Raw genomic sequence first — 15,216 nt, forward strand, 5'->3', positions numbered from 1 at the left:
GGCGGGGCCGGCTGACCGGTGCGCCCGGGTCAGCCGGCGCGCACGAGGAGCACGACCGCGAGCACGAGGCCGGACAGGCCGACGAGCACCCGGAGCACGGTCGCGGGCACGCGGCGCGCGACGGAGGGCCCGATCAGCCCGCCGATCACCGCGCCCGCGCCGAGCGGCAGGGCCGCCCGCCAGACGACCGCGCCGAGGACCGCGAACAGCACGGCGGGCAGCAGGTCGGCCGCGACGAGGATCACGTTCTTCAGCGCGTTGGCGCGGTGCAGCACGGGCTCCGCGGTCAGGAGCAGCAGCGTGATGAGCAGGATCCCGGCGCCCGCGCCGAAGTAGCCGTTGTAGAGCGCGACGCCGCCGCCCCAGGCGGCGACCGCGAGCGGCGGGAGGCGCGAGCCGCGCCGGACCTGCAGGCGCGCGATCGCGGGCTGCAGCAGCAGCACGACCGAGCCCGCGGCGACGAGGAAGGGCACGACCCGGTCGAACACCGCGCCGGGCGTGACGACGAGCAGCACCGCGCCGGCGAGGGACACGAGCACGATCGGCGGCAGCCAGCGCCGCAGCACGGGCCCGGCGCCCGCCACGTCGCGGCCCGCGCGGAGGGCGGAGCTCGCGCCGCTGCCGAGCAGCGCCACCGACGCCGTCACGTTCGCGGCGAACGGCGGCACGCCCGCGACGAGCAGGGCCGGGTAGGCGACGAGGGAGGTGACGCCGCCGGAGGTCCCGATCACGCCGGCCACGACGCCCGCGACGACGAGGAACGCCCCTGCCCCGCCCGCGTCCACGCCTCCAGCCTGGCAGGCCGGGCTCCCCGGCGGAGGGACGGACCATTCCTCCGCCGCGCGGAGCGCCTCCCGGGCCGCCGCCCGACCGGTCCGTACCGTGCCCGCGACCCCCGACCGAGGCACGCCGACCCGAGGAGCCGCCCGTGACCGTCACCCGTCGAGGACTGCTGCTCGGCGCCGGCACCACCGCGGCCGCCGCGGGGCTGACCGTCGCGTCCGCCCCCGCCAGCGAGGCCGCGGTCGCCCCGCCGACCTCCTACCCGCACCGCCTGATCGACCTGAAGGTCCGCGACCCGTTCGTCGTCGCGGACGCGCCGAGCGGCCACTACTGGCTCTACGCCGCGAACGACCCCGCCCGCACCGGGGTGCCCGGCGCAGGGACGATGGTCTACCGGAGCACGGACCTGAAGCGCTGGTCCGACCCCGCGCTCGTGTTCCAGCCGGGCACCGACCTATGGGCGCAGAAGGGCGCATGGGCGCCGGAGGTGCACCGCTGGAAGGGGCGCTGGTACCTCTTCACGACCATGCACGACCCGAAGCAGCCGCTGCCGATGCCGAAGCCGAACGCGAACGGCATCCCGGTGCCGATCCCGCAGCACGCCCGCGGCACGATCGTCGCGGTCGCGGAGACGCTGCTCGGCCCGTTCACCCCGGTCGACCCGCGCGGCCCGGTCGCGCCGCGGACCTTCATGACGCTCGACGGCACGCTCTTCGCGGACGGGAAGGGCCGGCCGTGGATGGTCTACGCCCACGAGTGGGTGCAGAAGATCGACGGCACGATGGAGGCCGTCCCGATGAAGGCCGACCTGAGCGGCGCCGCGGGCAAGCCGATCCACCTGTTCAAGGGCTCGGACGCGACGTGGATCGCGCAGGAGATGCCGTCGCCCTCGGCGAACCAGATCCTCCCGTACGTCACGGACGGGCCGCAGCTCACCCGCCTGCCCGGCGGCGGGCTGTCGATGCTCTGGTCGACCTACGAGAAGACGATCAACAACAGCAACGGCACGGTCACCGGCCACTACGTCGTGACGCAGGCGGTGTCGCCCTCCGGGAAGCTGCACGGGCCGTGGGTCCAGCGGCGCCCGATGCTGCGCGGCGACACGGGGCACGCGATGGTGTTCCGCACGCTGCCCGCGAAGGGGAAGAAGGCGCGGCCGATGCTCGTCGCGCACCACGGCACGCGGACCACGCACGCGAAGCTCTACGAGGTCGAGGTGCGGCGGGACGGCCTCCGCCTCGGGAAGCACCGCAAGGACCTCGACGGGTCGAAGTAGCGGGCAGACTCGGCTCCGTGGCCGACGACGACCTGGAGGCGCTGCGGCGCCGCCTGTACGCGCCCGGCGCCTCGGAGGAGGACCGGCGCCGGTACACGGCGGCCGCGCCCGTCGCCGCGACGGACGCGGCTGCGCCGGCTTCCGGAGGACCGCCTCCGGCGGCCCGGCGCCGGCGTCGGGCACCGCTCGTCCTCCTCGCGGTCGTGGTCGTCGTCGCCGCCGGCGGCGCGCTCGCCGCGGGCCGGTTCGCCCCGGTGCGGACGGCGGCGCCGACCCAGAGCGCGGTCCGGTCGACGACGGTCCCGACCTCGGGGATCGTGAGCGGCACCGCGCAGCGGATCCCGGTCGACGTGTCCGGGTACGCCACGGTCGCGCAGCGGCTGCAGGGACTCGGCGAGGCGCGGGTGCCGCTCGACACGACGGCCGCCCCGCGCGGTCGGGGCCGGCTCGTCGTCGTGCTGACCTCCACCGACCGGCGCCCGATCGGCTGGTGGGCGCTCCGCTTCGGGCACGTCGGCGACGCGCGCACGGTCCCGGTCGTGATCGGCTCGGGGGCGCCGACGGCGCGCACCGGCGTGCCGATGGTCGAGTCGAGCGACTGGACGGGCGCCCCGCCCCAGACCGTCGCGGTCCGCGCGGCGGCCGGCGTCCCCTGGACCCTGACGGTCGCGCTGGTCCCCGTGGACGCCGCGGCCCTGCGCTGACCGCCGAGGACCGCGACCCGCAGGCCCGCGCCGATCGTGATCGATACCCTGGCGCAGGAGGTGCCGATGACGCGCGACGAGACCGACCTGCTCATCACCGACGCCCGGATCGTCTCCGGCGGCGCGATCGAGGAGGGCTGGGTCCGGTTCTCCGGCGGTCGGGTGCACGCCCGAGGCACCGGTGCTCCGCCGGCGCACGACGGCGAGGTGCTCGACGCCGGCGGCCGCGTCCTGACGCCCGGCTTCGTCGACCTGCACATGCACGGCGGCGGCGGCACGGACGCGTCGGAGGGGCCGGACGCGCTCCCCCGGCTGCTCGCCGCGCACCGCGCCCACGGGACCACCCGCACGGTCGTGTCCCTGGTCAGCGCACCGGTCGACGCCCTGGTCCCCGCGCTGCGGGCGCTCGCGCCGGCGGTCCGGGCCGACCCGCTGCTGCTCGGCGTGCACCTCGAGGGGCCGTTCCTCAGCCCGGACGCGCGCGGAGCGCACGACCCGGGCGTGCTCACCACGGCGACGGCGGCGGACGTGGCGGCGCTGCTCGCGGCGGCCGACGGCACCCTCGCGCAGATCACGATCGCCCCGGAGCGGGAGGGCGCGCTCGACGCGGTCGCCGGCTTCGTCGACGGCGGCGTGCGCGTCGCGGTCGGGCACACGACCGCGGACCTCGCGACCGCGGGCGCCGCCTTCGACGCGGGCGCCTCGTTGCTGACCCACACGTTCAACGCGATGCCCGTGCTCGCCCACCGGGCGCCCGGCCCGATCGGCGCGGCGCTCGAGCGACCGGGCGTCGTGCTCGAGCTGATCGCCGACGGCCTCCACGTGCACCCGGTCGTGATCGCGGCCCTGTTCCGGATGGCGCCGGGCCGCGTCGCCCTCATCACGGACGCGATGGCCGCCGCGGGCTTCGGCGACGGCGAGTACCGGCTCGGCCCGCTCGACGTCGTGGTGCAGGACGGCGCCGCGCGGCTGCCGAGCGGCTCGCTCGCCGGCTCGACGCTGACGCTCGACACCGCGATCCGGACCGCGGTCGCCGCGGGCGTGCCGCTCCAGGAGGCGGTGCAGGCCGCGACCGCGACGCCCGCGCGCGCGATCGGCCGCCCGGACCTCGGCGTGCTCGACGTCGGCGCGCCCGCGGACGCGGTGCTGCTCTCCGACGCGCTCGAGGTCGAGGCGGTCTGGGCGGACGGCCGCCGCCTGGTCTGATCTCGAGGCTCGCCGGCGCTCGCACCTCGATCGACGGGGAGCCTCCGCTGGTCGAGGTGCGAGCGCAGCGAGCCTCGAGACCACCGCCTCGCTCCGCTTCCGCCCGGTCCCGACCCCGCTGGTCGAGGTGCGAGCGCAGCGAGCCTCGAGACCACGCCCCGCAAGAGGCCGGGCGTCAGTCCACGCGCTGCCACGGCGGCAGGTGCGCCGCGGTGAACCGGTAGTACTCGGAGAGGGTGAGCCTCGACGCGGCCGCCTCGTCGAGCAGCACGGTGGCGTGCGGGTGCAGCTGCAGCGCGGAGCCGGGCACCATCGCGGAGAGCGGGCCCTCCACGGTCCTCGCGACCGCGTCGGCCTTCGCCTCCCCCTGCGCGACGAGCAGCAGCCGCCGCGCGTCGAGGATCGTGCCGAGGCCCTGGGTGATGCAGTGCAGCGGCACCGCGTCGAGGTCGCCGTCGAAGAAGCGCGCGTTGTCCTCGCGGGTGCGCGGCGCGAGCGTCTTGATCCGGGTGCGGGAGGCGAAGGAGGACGTCGGCTCGTTGAACCCGATGTGGCCGTTCGCGCCGATGCCGAGCAGCTGGACGTCGACGCCGCCGGCGCCCCGGATCGCCTGCTCGTACTCCTCGCAGGCGGCCTCGAGGTCCGCCGCGGAGCCCGGCGGGGTCCGCACGCGCGCGGGATCCATGCCGAGCGGCCGCGTCACGGTGGTGTCAATGGTCGCGGCGTAGCTCTGCGGCGACTCGGGCGGGAGCCCGACGTACTCGTCGAGCGCGAAACCGGCGGCGCGGGACAGGTCGACCTCGCCGCGGCGCACGAGCTCGCCGAGCGCCTCGTAGGTGCCGAGCGGCGACGACCCGGTGGACAGGCCGAGCACGGCCTCGGGCTTCGCGCGCACGACCGCGGCGATCCGGGCGGCGGCGGCGGCCCCCACGGCCGCCGCGTCGGGCAGGATGACGATCTCCATCGGGTTCCTCAGTTCGCGGTGAGCAGGTCGAGCAGGGCGGCGCCGACGGCCCGGGAGGCGCCGAAGGTCGCCACGTCGGCGGAGCGGCGGTCCTCCCCCGGCCAGCCCATGTCGACGACGACGACCGTCCGCTCCCCGGTGCGGAGCGCATCGATCGCGGCGAGGGCGCGCGGGTGGAGGTGCACGTCGCGGCCGATCACGAGCACCGGGCCGTCGATCTCGGGCACGGCGGCGTCGCGGTCGACGGGCAGCACGACCTGGGGCCACGTGGCGAAGCGGCGCGCGGCGGGCGCGCCCGGGTCGGCGGCGACCGCGGCGAAGGGCCCCCAGCCGGTGACGCCGACGGCGCTGTTCGGCCGGCTCTCGAGCCGCAGCACGGTCCAGGCCGGCGTCGCCGCGAGGGCCTGCGCGGCGGCCTCCTGCACGTCAAACGCGCTCCGCAGGTCGACGGGCTCGGGCTCGTGGGGCGCCTCGACCGCCGGGAGGGCGCCGAGGCGGGCCGCGCGCGCGACCGCGGCCTCCAGCCGCTGCCGCTCGAGGTCGCCGGACGCGACCGCGTCGACGATCGCGGCGACGACGTCGTCCAGGTAGGGCTCGCTGTCCGTGCCGAGGCAGAGCAGGTCGGCGCCCGCGGCGAGCGAGCGCACCGCGGCGGCCGGGATGCCGATCGCCGCGCTCGCCCCCGCCATGTCGAGCGCGTCGCTGACGATCACGCCGTCGAACCCGAGCTCCTCGCGCAGCAGCCCGGTCAGGATCGGGCGGCTCATCGTCGCGGGCGCGTCGGGGTCGAGGGCGGGCAGCACGATGTGCGACGTCATGATCGACGCGACGCCGGCCTCGATCGCCGCGACGAACGGCAGCAGCTCGCGCTCCCGCAGCACGTCGAGGCCGTGCGGCACGACGGGCAGGCCGAGGTGGGAGTCGACCGCGGTGTCGCCGTGCCCCGGGAAGTGCTTCGCGCACGCTCCGACGCCCGTCGACTGCAGCCCCAGGATCCAGGCGGCGGTTTGCCGGGCGACGAGCCCCGCGTCGGCGCCGAAGCTCCTGGCACCGATCACCGGGTTGTCGGCGTTCGTGTTCGCGTCGGCGTCCGGGGCGAAGTCGAGCGTGATGCCGGCGTCGACGAGCTCGACGCCGATCGACCGCGCGGAGGCGGCGGTGCGCGCCTCGTCGTCCAGGCGGCCGAGCACCGCGTTGCCCGGCTCGGGCGACCCGTCGGGCATGTGGAGGCGGGTGACGTCGCCGCCCTCCTCGTCCGCGGCGATCACGGCGTCGGGCCGGATCGCGAGGATCGCGTCGGTCAGCGCCCGCACCTGCGCCGGGTCCGCGATGTTCGACCCGAACAGCACGACGCCCGCGAGCCCCTCGTGCAGCCGGTCGGCGATCAGGTCGGGCAGCGCCGTGCCCGCGAACCCGGGCAGCAGCACCCCGAGCGCGAGCCGGCGCACCTCCTCCGTCACGCCACCCCTTCGCGGATCCGCAGTTCTTCGCCGACACGCCGTGCGCGACCCCCTCCGTCGCGGCGTGTCGCGGTGGATCTGCGGATCCGCGCAGGAAGTGCGGATCCGCGAAGAACGGGACGCGTCACTTGTCGGCGCCGATCACGACGGAGCCCGACAGCGCCCGCTGGAACACCAGGTAGACGATGAGCACCGGCACGATCGTCATCACGACCGCGGCGAACAGCGCGCCGAAGTCGATCGAGTAGCCCGCGGTGCCCGCGAACGCCGCCATGCCCTGGGTCAGCACGTACTTCCGCTGGTCCGGGTTCAGGGCGACGGGCAGCAGGAACTGGTTCCAGAGGCCGACGAAGTTGAGGATCGACAGGGTCGCGATCGCCGGCCGCGCCATCGGCACCATCACCTGGAAGAAGGTCCGCCACTCCCCCGCGCCGTCGAGCGACGCCGCCTCCGTGACGCTGGCGGGCAGCGCCCGGAAGAACGGCACCATGAAGAACACGGTGAACGGCAGCGCGAACGCCGAGTAGGTGATCGCCAGGCCGGGCAGCGTGCCGAGCAGGCCGAGCCCCTTCAGGATGAAGAACAGGGGCACGATCGCGAGGAAGATCGGGAAGGTCAGCCCCGCCACCATCAGCAGGTACACCGCGCGGTTGCCGAAGAACCGGAACCGGGCGAGGAAGTACGCGCACATCGAGCCCATGACCATCGTCAGCACGAGCGCGCCGCCGACGACGACGAGGGTGTTCGCGAAGAACTGGCCGATGCCCGCCTGCGTCCACGCGTTCGCGTAGTTCTCGAGGTGGAGGCGGTCGGGCAGGGAGAACGGCGAGTTCAGCACCTGGTTGGTGGTCTTGAAGGACGACATGATCGTCCAGAGGAACGGCAGCACGACGACGACCGCGCAGACGATCAGCACCGCCTGCGAGACGCCGCCGACCACCCGCTCGCCGGTGGGGACGGACCGGCGCGTGCGGCCCGCCCGGGGCAGCACGGCCGCACGCGCGACCTGGCTCGTGGTCATCGCTTCACTCCTCCGAGAGGTCCTCGGCGCCGCCGGTGAGGCGGTCGACGAGGAAGACGATCCCTGCGAACAGCAGGGTGATCGCGGCCAGCACGACGCCCATGGCGCACGCGTAGCCGAACTGGCCCTTCGTGAACGCGGTCTTGAACAGCTCCTGCGAGATCACGAGCGTCGAGTTCTGCGGCCCGCCGCCCGCGTTCAGCGCGGACATGAACACGAACGCGTCGAGCGAGAAGATGCCGGTGTAGATCAGCGAGGTGCGGATGTTCGCCCGCAGCATCGGCACCGTGATCCGCGTCGCGATGCGGAACCGACCCGCGCCGTCGAGCCGCGCCGCCTCGAACACCTCCGCCGGCAGCGCCTTGATGGCCGCCACGAAGATGACCACGTAGAAGCCGACCGAGGCCCACACCATCACGAACATCGTCGCGGCCATCGCGGTCCGGGCGTCGCCGAGCCACGGGTAGGACGCGAAGTCCTTCAGGCCGACCGACGTCAGGATGCCGTTCAGCAGGCCGTTGCTCGGGTCGTAGATCTGCCCCCACATGATGCCGACCGCGATGGCCGGGATGATGTACGGGAAGAACAGCAGGACCCGGTAGAACTCGCCGCCGCGCACCCCGCGGACCGGACCGCTCGACGCCCCGCCGATCGTCACGAGCGACGCGAGCGCGATCGCCAGCGCGATGATCACGATCGGCAGCACCAGCACGAGCGTCACGCTGTTGCGGACGGCCGTCACGAAGACGTCGTCCTGGAACGCGCGGGCGTAGTTGCCGAGGCCGATGAAGGCCTGGTTCGTGTCGAACCCGCTCCAGCTCGTGAGCGAGTAGTAGACCGCCTGCACGAACGGCGACAGCACGAGCACCGCGTAGACGACCAGCGGGATCCCGAGGAACACCGCGGCGAACGTGATCTTGTCGAACGTCAGGTTCTTCCGCCGCCAGCGGGCGGCCCGCGAGGGGCCGCCCGCCGTCGGAAGGGTGCGGGCGACCGCGGTCACGACACCTTGACCTTGGTGACCGAGGAGTCGTTCGCCACCTTGTCGGTGATGTCCTGCAGGCCCTTGGTCAGCTGCGCGACGCTGGACTTCCCGGAGAGGAAGGTGTTCCAGACCACGAGCTGGTCCTGGTTCATGCCGTACAGGTCGACGAAGTTCCAGGAGAACACGTTCGACCCGGCGTTCTCGAGGAGGGTCGACTGCGAGACGAGCGCCGTGGAGCCGAAGCCGTCGGCGGGCACGGTGCCCTTCACGATCGTCGGCGTGAGCCGGGTCTTCGCGAAGTTCGTCGCCGCGTCCTTCGACAGCATCGCGCGGAGCAGCTCCTTGCCGCCCGCGACGTTCGCCGCCTTCGACGGCACGATGAACGGCTCGCCCGCGGTGGAGTGCATCGCCTCGTAGGGCAGCTTCGGGCTGGACGAGACGACGAGCTCCGGAGCGCCCGTCATCTTGAAGTCGGCCTTCGTCTGCTTCTTCATCTCGTTCTCGATCCACGAGCCCGAGGGGTAGAGCAGCGCGTCCTGGTCGTTCGACCACTGCGCCTGCGCCGCGGTGAACTGCGTGCCCGCGCCCCCCGGCTTGAAGAAGCCCGCGTCGATGATCTTCTTCATCCCCTGGAAGACGCTCTGCACGGCCGGCTTCGACCAGCAGTCCTTCTCGAGGTTCTCGAGGGCGAGGCGGACCTCGTCGCCGCCCTCCTTGATCGCGGACGCGATCGCCAGGGTCTGGTAGTACGTCGCGGCCTCCTTGCCCCAGACGAAGAGGTACTTGCCCTTGGCCTTCGCCTTGACGCCGAGATCGTAGGCCTCGTCCCACGTCTTCGGGACGGTCCAGCCGTTCGCGTCGAAGAGCGACTTCGAGTACCAGAGGGCGTAGACCGTGAGGACGTAGTTGAGGATCAGGAACTTGCCGTCGATCGTGCCCGGCGCGGTGACGCCCGTGTAGAGCGTGTCCCGGATCTTCGTGCCCTCGTAGTTGTTCGCGTCGAGCACGTCGGACAGCTCGGCGAGCTGCGCGCGGATCGTCGAGACGCCGATGGCGTTCGCGCCGGAGTTGTCGATGAGGTCGGGCGGGTTGCCCGCGACGAACTTCGGCTGGAGGGACTGGGCGATGTTCGTGATCGGCGTGACGGCGGCGCTGACACCCTCCGCCTGCTTCTTCATGACGCCGGCCGCGTAGTCGACGTAGTCGGTGCCGTAGCCGCCGTTGAAGATGGCCGCGGCCACCGACGACTTCGCGGCGACGCCGAACGGGTTCTTGGCGCTCTTCGCGCCGCCGCCGCTCGAGCTGGTGTCCGTGCCGCTGCTGCCGGCGGCGCAGGAGGCGAGCGCGCCGGCGAGGGGCAGGGCGATCCCGGTGAGGAGCGCGCCCCTCAGGAAGTCCCGCCGGTGCAGCTGGGGCCTGGAGGTGTTCATGCTGTGTCTTCCTTCCGTGATGCTGTGGTGTTGGTAAGGCTGATCAGGCGAAACGAGTGATGCCGTAGCGCTCCTCGAGGGCGACGTTGTGCTCGTCGCCGCCGGGGATGTTCGCGGACAGGTAGAGGGGGGCGGTGTCGCCCGCGGCGACGAACCGCTCCGCGACGCCGACCGTCAGCACCTGGGCGATGAACGCCGCGGTGATGGAGGAGACCGCGCCGACCGGCACGTCCGCGCCGACCGTGATGGCGGCGTCGCCGTAGGGCGCGAGGTTGTCGATCGCGATGTCCGCGATGTCCTTCAGGCGCTGCCCCGACGGGTGCTTCGGCTCGACCTTGCCGGTGTGGTCGAAGGAGGTGACCGCGACGACCGGGTTGCCGGCGCGCTTCGCGGCCAGGGCGAAGCCGATGATCGAGCCGTTGACGCCGGAGTTCGAGGCGATGAGGACGACGTCGTGCGGGCCGACCTCGGCGATCTCGAACAGCCGGTCGGCGACCGAGGGGTCGCGCTCGAGGTTCGCGCCCTTGAGGTCGGCGACGGCCAGGTCGCCGCGCAGCGCGAGGTCGCGGAGCGCGACCTTCTTCGTCGGGATGAGCCCGCCCGCGCGGCCCGCGATCTCCATCGCGAACGCCTCGGAGTGCCCGGTGCCGAAGGCGTACGCGACGCCGCCCTTGCGGATCGCGTCCGTGATCAGGTCGATCGCCGCGTCGAACGCGCCGGACGCGGCCTGCTCCTCCAGCGCGGCGAGGCGGACGCGCACCGCCTCGGCGAAGTCGTGGACGGCGGTCGACGTGGCGGTGTCGCTCATGCGGGGTTCCTCTGCGTGATCTCGGTGCGGACGGGTCGTTTGGCGCGGCCGCGCGTCGGCACGCGGACCGGGATGCCGCCTTCGCGGTGCGGGCTGACCGCGAGGGCGGAGGCGGCGAGGTGCTCGCTCGTGCGGTCGAAGTCGACCTGGGCGGTGAGCACGTAGAGCAGGTCGGAGACGAAGACCTGGCTGTAGTAGGCGGCGAGGTCGTCGGGCTGGAGGAACTGCTCGAACGCCGCGGTCTGGATGACGATCTCCGCGACGTCCGCGAGGGGCGAGGTCGCGTCGTTCGTGACGGCGACGGTGAGCGCGCCGTGGGCGCCCGCCTCGGTGAGCATCTGGATCGTCTCGGCGGTGCGGCCGGTGTGCGAGTAGCCGATGGCGACGCAGTCCTCGCCCTGCACGACGGCGCTGGTGAGGCCCGCGTGGACCTCCGACCAGATGTTGCAGAAGACGCCGATCCGGTAGAGCCGGGTGGCGAGCGCGTCGGCGGCCAGCGCGCTGCTGCCGACGCCGTAGAGGTCGACGTGGCGGCTCGCGACGATGGCCTCCGCGAGCTGGCCGAGGGCGTCGAGGTCGAGCGCCTCGGCGGTCTGCTGCATGCTGCGCATGGCGCCGGCGAGCAGGGTGCTGCGGACGTCCTCCGCGGCGTCGTCCGGCCCGAACGCGCGGCCGATGTCGGCGACGCGGGACGGCAGCGCCGAGGTGCGGCCGACGTCCGTCGCGACGCTCATCCGCAGCGCGACGTAGCCGGAGTAGCCGATCTGGCGGCAGAAGCGGGTGACGGTCGCGGGCGAGGTGCCGGCGCGCTCGGCGAGCTCGTTGATGGGCAGGTCGAGCACGACCCGCGGGTCGTCGAGCACGACCTGGGCGACCCGCAGCGTGGCGGCCGGGAGATCGGCCCACCGGGCGCGGATCCTGTTCTGGACCGCGGTCGCGGGAGCGGCGTCGTCGCCTGCGTGGTGCAGTGGATCGGTGCCGTTCATGAGAACCCGTTTCCTTCAGAGGCGCCATCGCCTGAGATCTGGTTTCACCATAGAGTCGCCATGTGGCGTTCGTGTTTCGTTCAAGTAACGATGCGTGAGTTCCTGGCGGTCGATGCCGGAGGCACCTCGACGCGGGCCGTGCTGATCGACGAGACCGGCTCCTGCCGCGGCGCCGGGCGGGCAGCGGGCGGCAACCCGACCTCCTCGGGACCGGCCCGCGCGGCCGACTCCGTGGCCGCCGCGATCGCCCTCGCACTCGATTCCGCCGCCGCGGATCCCGGGCGTGTCGCCGGGGTCCTGATCGCCCACGCGGGCGGTCACGACGACTACGAGGCGGGCGTGCGGGAGCGCCTCGACCGGCTGGGGGTCGGCGCGCCCGTCACCCGCGCGGGCGATCTGCTCGCGCTCTTCGCCTCCGGCACCGCGGCGCTCGAGGGCGCCGCGCTCATCTCCGGCACCGGTGCGATCGGCGGCGCGATCCGGGGCGGCGCGCTGGAACGGACCGTGGACGGCACGGGCTGGCTGCTGGGCGACTCCGGGTCCGGCTTCTGGATCGGGCACCGCGTCGCCCGGGCGGTCGTCGACGACCTCGACGGCGGTCCGCGGACCGCGCTGACGGCCGCGCTGCTCCCCCTGCTCGACCTGGACGCCGAGCCGGACCGCGCCGCGACGGAGGGACGGCCCGCGGTGCTCGGCGCGCTGGTCCGCGCGCTCTACGCGCTGCGGCCGGTGGAGCTCTCCCGCTTCGCGCCGCTCGCGTTCGCGCACCCCGACGATGCCGTCGCCGCGGGCATCGTCCGGGAGGCGGTCGGCGCGCTCGTCGCGCTGCTCGACCGCGTCCGGGCGGTCCAGCCCGACGGGCCGCTCGTGTTCGGCGGCAGCGTGCTGATGGAGGGCGTCCTCCGGCTCCCCCGCGAGCAGATGGCGCCGCTGCTCGCGGCCGCCGGCGACCGCGAGCCGATCCCCGTCGCCGACGGCCTGGTCGGCGCCGCGGTGCTCGCGCTGCGCGCGGCGGGCGTCACGGTCGACGACGCCGTCCACGCGCGCCTGAGTGCGTCGGTCCGGGCCGCATTGGTCCGGGCCGCGTCGGTCCGGGCCGCGACCGCCCGCTGACTTCGTGCTGCAGGCACCTCCTGCCGGCGAGACGCAGGGGGCGGGAGCACCTCCTACGCTGCGGGCATGCCGACCACGATCCGCGCGCCCCGGTTCGCCGACACCGCCGCCGTCTACCGGATCTGCTTCGAGACCGGTCCGGACGCGGACGACCCCGCGGCGACGGCGGAGCTGCTCGGCCACGTCTACGCCGGCCCGTACCTGGCGTTCGCGCCGGAGTGGTGCCGCGTCGTCGTGGATTCCCGGGGTGTGGCGGGCTACCTCCTCGCGGTGCCGTCGACCGCGGCGTTCGAGCGGTGGGCGCACGCCGACTGGTACCCGCCGCTCGCCGCCGAGCACCCGGCCGACGACCCGGATCTCTCCGCGGCCGACCGGCGGGTGACCGGCGCCTTCGCCTCCCCGGCCACGACGCCGGACCGGCTGCTGGGCGCGTACCCGGCGCACCTCCACATCGACTTCCTGCCGCGGGCGCGCGGCGCCGGTCACGCGCGGACCCTGATCGACGACCTCGTCGACCGGCTCGGTGCGGCCGGGGTGCCGGGCGTCCACCTCGGCGTCAGCCCGCGGAACACGAACGCGATCGGCCTCTACGGCCACCTCGGGTTCGCGGAGCTGGAGCGCCACGACGACGTGATCTGGATGGGCCGCCGCACCGCCGCATCCTGAGCGGGCTCCGGGCTCAGAAGTCCTGGCGCGGGAGGCGCTCGGCGGGTTCCTGCGGAGGGAGGGCCGTGATCCGCGTCGAGGGGTCGAGGTGCCAGAGCACTGCGCGGATGCCGACGTGCACGCCGATGAGCACGACCGCGACCGCCGCGGCCACGCCGCTGGCGGCGTAGTAGATCCCGGCGAGCACGTCCGACGGCGGCAGGTTCGGCTGGTCGTAGCCGAGGTCGTCGGCCCGGCTGCCGAGCGCGACGAGGAGCAGCGCGACGGCGAGGACCGCGCACCACAGCAGCGTCAGCCCCACCATCCAGGGGTTCACCGCGCGCTTCCGCAGCACGGCGTCGGGCTGCGTCGCAGGCGCGGTGTCGACCACGGGATCACTGTGGCAGCCGCACGGCCCCTGCGCCATGCCGGATCGCGGGGGAACCGCTACGGTTCGGGCAGCCGAGGATCGGGGGTCGGGATGGGCCGCGGAGTCCGACGCGCCGGGATCGTCGGCGCCGTCGTCATGCTCGGCCTCGCGGCCGTGCCGCTCTACGGCGTCGCGGACCGGCTGCTGCCCCACGCGGTCGAGCTCGACGACCTGCACGTCTGCGGGCCGTCGGACGCCCGCGCGCACGCGCTCGTCGGTGTCGCGGGACCCGTGCTGCCGAGGACCGCGGGCGCCGTGCGGATCACCGACGTGCACCCGCTCGGGCTGTCCGAGGGCGCGCGGTGGCGGGCCTGGAGCGTGCCGGCGTCGGGGCGGGACTCCTTCATCGGCTTCGTCGACACGGCTGCGCCGCCGGAGGGCTGGGCGGAGCGGGTGCCCGCGGCGGGCGCCGAGGTGACCGGGAGCCGACCGTCCGAGCTCGTGCTCGAGGTCTGGCCCGGGACCGGGCAGCGGACGACGACCCTGCGCGGCGTGCTCGTCGCGTACCGGGACGGGTTGGGCCTGCCGCGCACCGCCCGGTCGACGCTGCAGGTCGAGACCCGGGTGGGCGGCTGCGCGTGAGCCTCCCCCGCGACCCGGCGGCGGTCCCCCGGTGCACCGCGCTGCGCGCGGCGACCCCGGCGGACCTCGACGGTCGCCTCGCCGCGGACTGCTGGCGCGGCGCGGCCTGGACCGGCCCCTTCGTGGACCTCGTCTCGGGCGAGGCCGTGCCGCTCGACACCCGGGCCGCCCTGCTGTGGGACGACGAGCACCTGTACGTCGGCTTCCGGCTCGAGGAGCCCGACGTGACGGCGACCCTCACGGAGCGGGACGCGCACATCTGGCTCGACGACGACGTGGAGCTCTTCGTCGCCGGGCCCGACGCGTACTACGAGCTCGAGATCAACGCGTTCAACACGGTCTACGAGGTGCTGTTCGGCTGGGACGATGCGCCCCCGCCGCCGGGGCTGCGCCGCGACGACCCCCTCGCCGCGCCCTTCGACGGCGTCGACCTCCGGCACCCGCGCGGCGGCAGGACCGGGTGGTGGGGCTTCGACCTGCCGGGACTCACGACCGCCGTGCACGTCGACGGGACGCTGAACGACCCGGCCGACGTCGACCGCGGCTGGAGCGTCGAGATCGCGCTCCCCTGGACCGGCCTCGCCGCCGTGGCGGGCGGCCGGTCGCTGCCGCCGGCGGACGGGGACGAGTGGCGGATCGGGCTCGCCCGCTTCAACACGCGCAAGGGCGACGACTCCGGCGGCTGGTCGCTCGCCCCGCACGGCGTGTGGGACTCGCACGTGCCTGAGCTGTTCCCGATCGTGCGGTTCACGGACGGGCCCGCTCGGTCCGCCTGACGCGGAGCGGGCGGGGCGGGCGCACTGCCCGCCCCGCCCGCTCCCCC

General features: G+C 74.4%; 16 protein-coding genes. 7 read left to right on the forward strand and 9 right to left on the reverse strand.

Annotation, left to right across the window (positions count from 1 at the left end):
- Positions 1-29: 29 nt before the first annotated feature.
- Entirely contained in the window at positions 30-785 is a 756-nt protein-coding gene (locus D1781_RS09630; protein WP_158590051.1) for a sulfite exporter TauE/SafE family protein, read from the reverse strand.
- Between the two features lie 143 nt (positions 786-928).
- On the opposite strand from D1781_RS09630, the gene D1781_RS09635 reads away from it, so the two are divergent.
- The 3 genes from D1781_RS09635 to nagA all read left to right on the forward strand — a co-directional run bounded on the left by D1781_RS09635 (position 929) and on the right by nagA (position 3,969).
- Positions 929-2,059, forward strand: a complete 1,131-nt coding sequence (locus tag D1781_RS09635; protein ID WP_199706544.1) for a glycoside hydrolase family 43 protein — start codon at positions 929-931, stop codon at positions 2,057-2,059.
- Between the two features lie 17 nt (positions 2,060-2,076).
- Entirely contained in the window at positions 2,077-2,763 is a 687-nt protein-coding gene (locus tag D1781_RS09640; protein WP_119482102.1) for a hypothetical protein, read from the forward strand.
- Positions 2,764-2,829: 66 nt separating this feature from the next.
- Positions 2,830-3,969 (forward strand): N-acetylglucosamine-6-phosphate deacetylase, encoded by a 1,140-nt coding sequence (gene nagA, locus D1781_RS09645; RefSeq protein ID WP_119482103.1) that lies wholly within the window; start codon positions 2,830-2,832, stop codon positions 3,967-3,969.
- A gap of 175 nt (positions 3,970-4,144) precedes the next feature.
- Here nagA and nagB read toward each other — a convergent pair whose 3' ends face one another.
- From nagB to D1781_RS09680, 7 genes are all read right to left on the reverse strand, one after another.
- Positions 4,145-4,933, reverse strand: coding sequence for a glucosamine-6-phosphate deaminase (gene nagB / locus D1781_RS09650; RefSeq protein WP_119482104.1), 789 nt, complete (start codon positions 4,931-4,933; stop codon positions 4,145-4,147).
- Between the two features lie 8 nt (positions 4,934-4,941).
- Positions 4,942-6,393, reverse strand: coding sequence for a glycoside hydrolase family 3 N-terminal domain-containing protein (locus tag D1781_RS09655; protein WP_119482105.1), 1,452 nt, complete (start codon positions 6,391-6,393; stop codon positions 4,942-4,944).
- Between the two features lie 124 nt (positions 6,394-6,517).
- Positions 6,518-7,414, reverse strand: a complete 897-nt coding sequence (locus D1781_RS09660) for a carbohydrate ABC transporter permease (RefSeq protein ID WP_119482106.1) — start codon at positions 7,412-7,414, stop codon at positions 6,518-6,520.
- A gap of 4 nt (positions 7,415-7,418) precedes the next feature.
- Positions 7,419-8,417 carry a carbohydrate ABC transporter permease gene (locus D1781_RS09665; protein WP_119482107.1) on the reverse strand — a complete coding sequence of 333 codons (999 nt, stop codon included), beginning with the start codon at positions 8,415-8,417 and terminating at the stop codon, positions 7,419-7,421.
- Positions 8,414-9,829, reverse strand: a complete 1,416-nt coding sequence (gene ngcE, locus D1781_RS09670) for an N-acetylglucosamine/diacetylchitobiose ABC transporter substrate-binding protein (RefSeq protein WP_119482108.1) — start codon at positions 9,827-9,829, stop codon at positions 8,414-8,416. Before ngcE ends, D1781_RS09665 begins: the two co-directional genes overlap by 4 nt.
- A 43-nt stretch (positions 9,830-9,872) precedes the next feature.
- The gene (locus tag D1781_RS09675) at positions 9,873-10,637 is read right to left on the reverse strand and encodes a sugar isomerase domain-containing protein (protein WP_119482109.1); all 765 of its coding nucleotides are present in this window, start codon (positions 10,635-10,637) and stop codon (positions 9,873-9,875) included.
- Positions 10,634-11,623, reverse strand: a complete 990-nt coding sequence (locus D1781_RS09680) for a MurR/RpiR family transcriptional regulator (RefSeq protein ID WP_119482110.1) — start codon at positions 11,621-11,623, stop codon at positions 10,634-10,636. The genes D1781_RS09675 and D1781_RS09680 overlap by 4 nt, the downstream gene beginning before the upstream one ends.
- A gap of 90 nt (positions 11,624-11,713) precedes the next feature.
- Here D1781_RS09680 and D1781_RS09685 point away from each other — a divergent pair, with 90 nt between their 5' ends.
- Positions 11,714-12,736, forward strand: coding sequence for a BadF/BadG/BcrA/BcrD ATPase family protein (locus D1781_RS09685; RefSeq protein ID WP_158590052.1), 1,023 nt, complete (start codon positions 11,714-11,716; stop codon positions 12,734-12,736).
- Positions 12,737-12,802: 66 nt separating this feature from the next.
- Positions 12,803-13,402 carry a GNAT family N-acetyltransferase gene (locus tag D1781_RS09690; protein WP_119482112.1) on the forward strand — a complete coding sequence of 200 codons (600 nt, stop codon included), beginning with the start codon at positions 12,803-12,805 and terminating at the stop codon, positions 13,400-13,402.
- A gap of 13 nt (positions 13,403-13,415) precedes the next feature.
- Here the strand turns inward: D1781_RS09690 and D1781_RS09695 are convergent, their stop codons facing one another.
- On the reverse strand, positions 13,416-13,772 hold the full coding sequence (locus tag D1781_RS09695) for a hypothetical protein (RefSeq protein ID WP_119482113.1): 357 nt from the start codon (positions 13,770-13,772) through the stop codon (positions 13,416-13,418).
- A gap of 90 nt (positions 13,773-13,862) precedes the next feature.
- Between D1781_RS09695 and D1781_RS09700 the strand changes: the two genes are divergently transcribed.
- Positions 13,863-14,393, forward strand: coding sequence for a hypothetical protein (locus D1781_RS09700; RefSeq protein ID WP_119482114.1), 531 nt, complete (start codon positions 13,863-13,865; stop codon positions 14,391-14,393).
- Positions 14,390-15,169, forward strand: a complete 780-nt coding sequence (locus D1781_RS09705) for a carbohydrate-binding family 9-like protein (protein WP_119482115.1) — start codon at positions 14,390-14,392, stop codon at positions 15,167-15,169. Before D1781_RS09700 ends, D1781_RS09705 begins: the two co-directional genes overlap by 4 nt.
- Positions 15,170-15,216 lie beyond the last annotated feature (47 nt).

Source organism: Amnibacterium setariae (assembly GCF_003581425.1).
In the GTDB taxonomy this organism is placed as follows: domain Bacteria; phylum Actinomycetota; class Actinomycetes; order Actinomycetales; family Microbacteriaceae; genus Amnibacterium; species Amnibacterium setariae.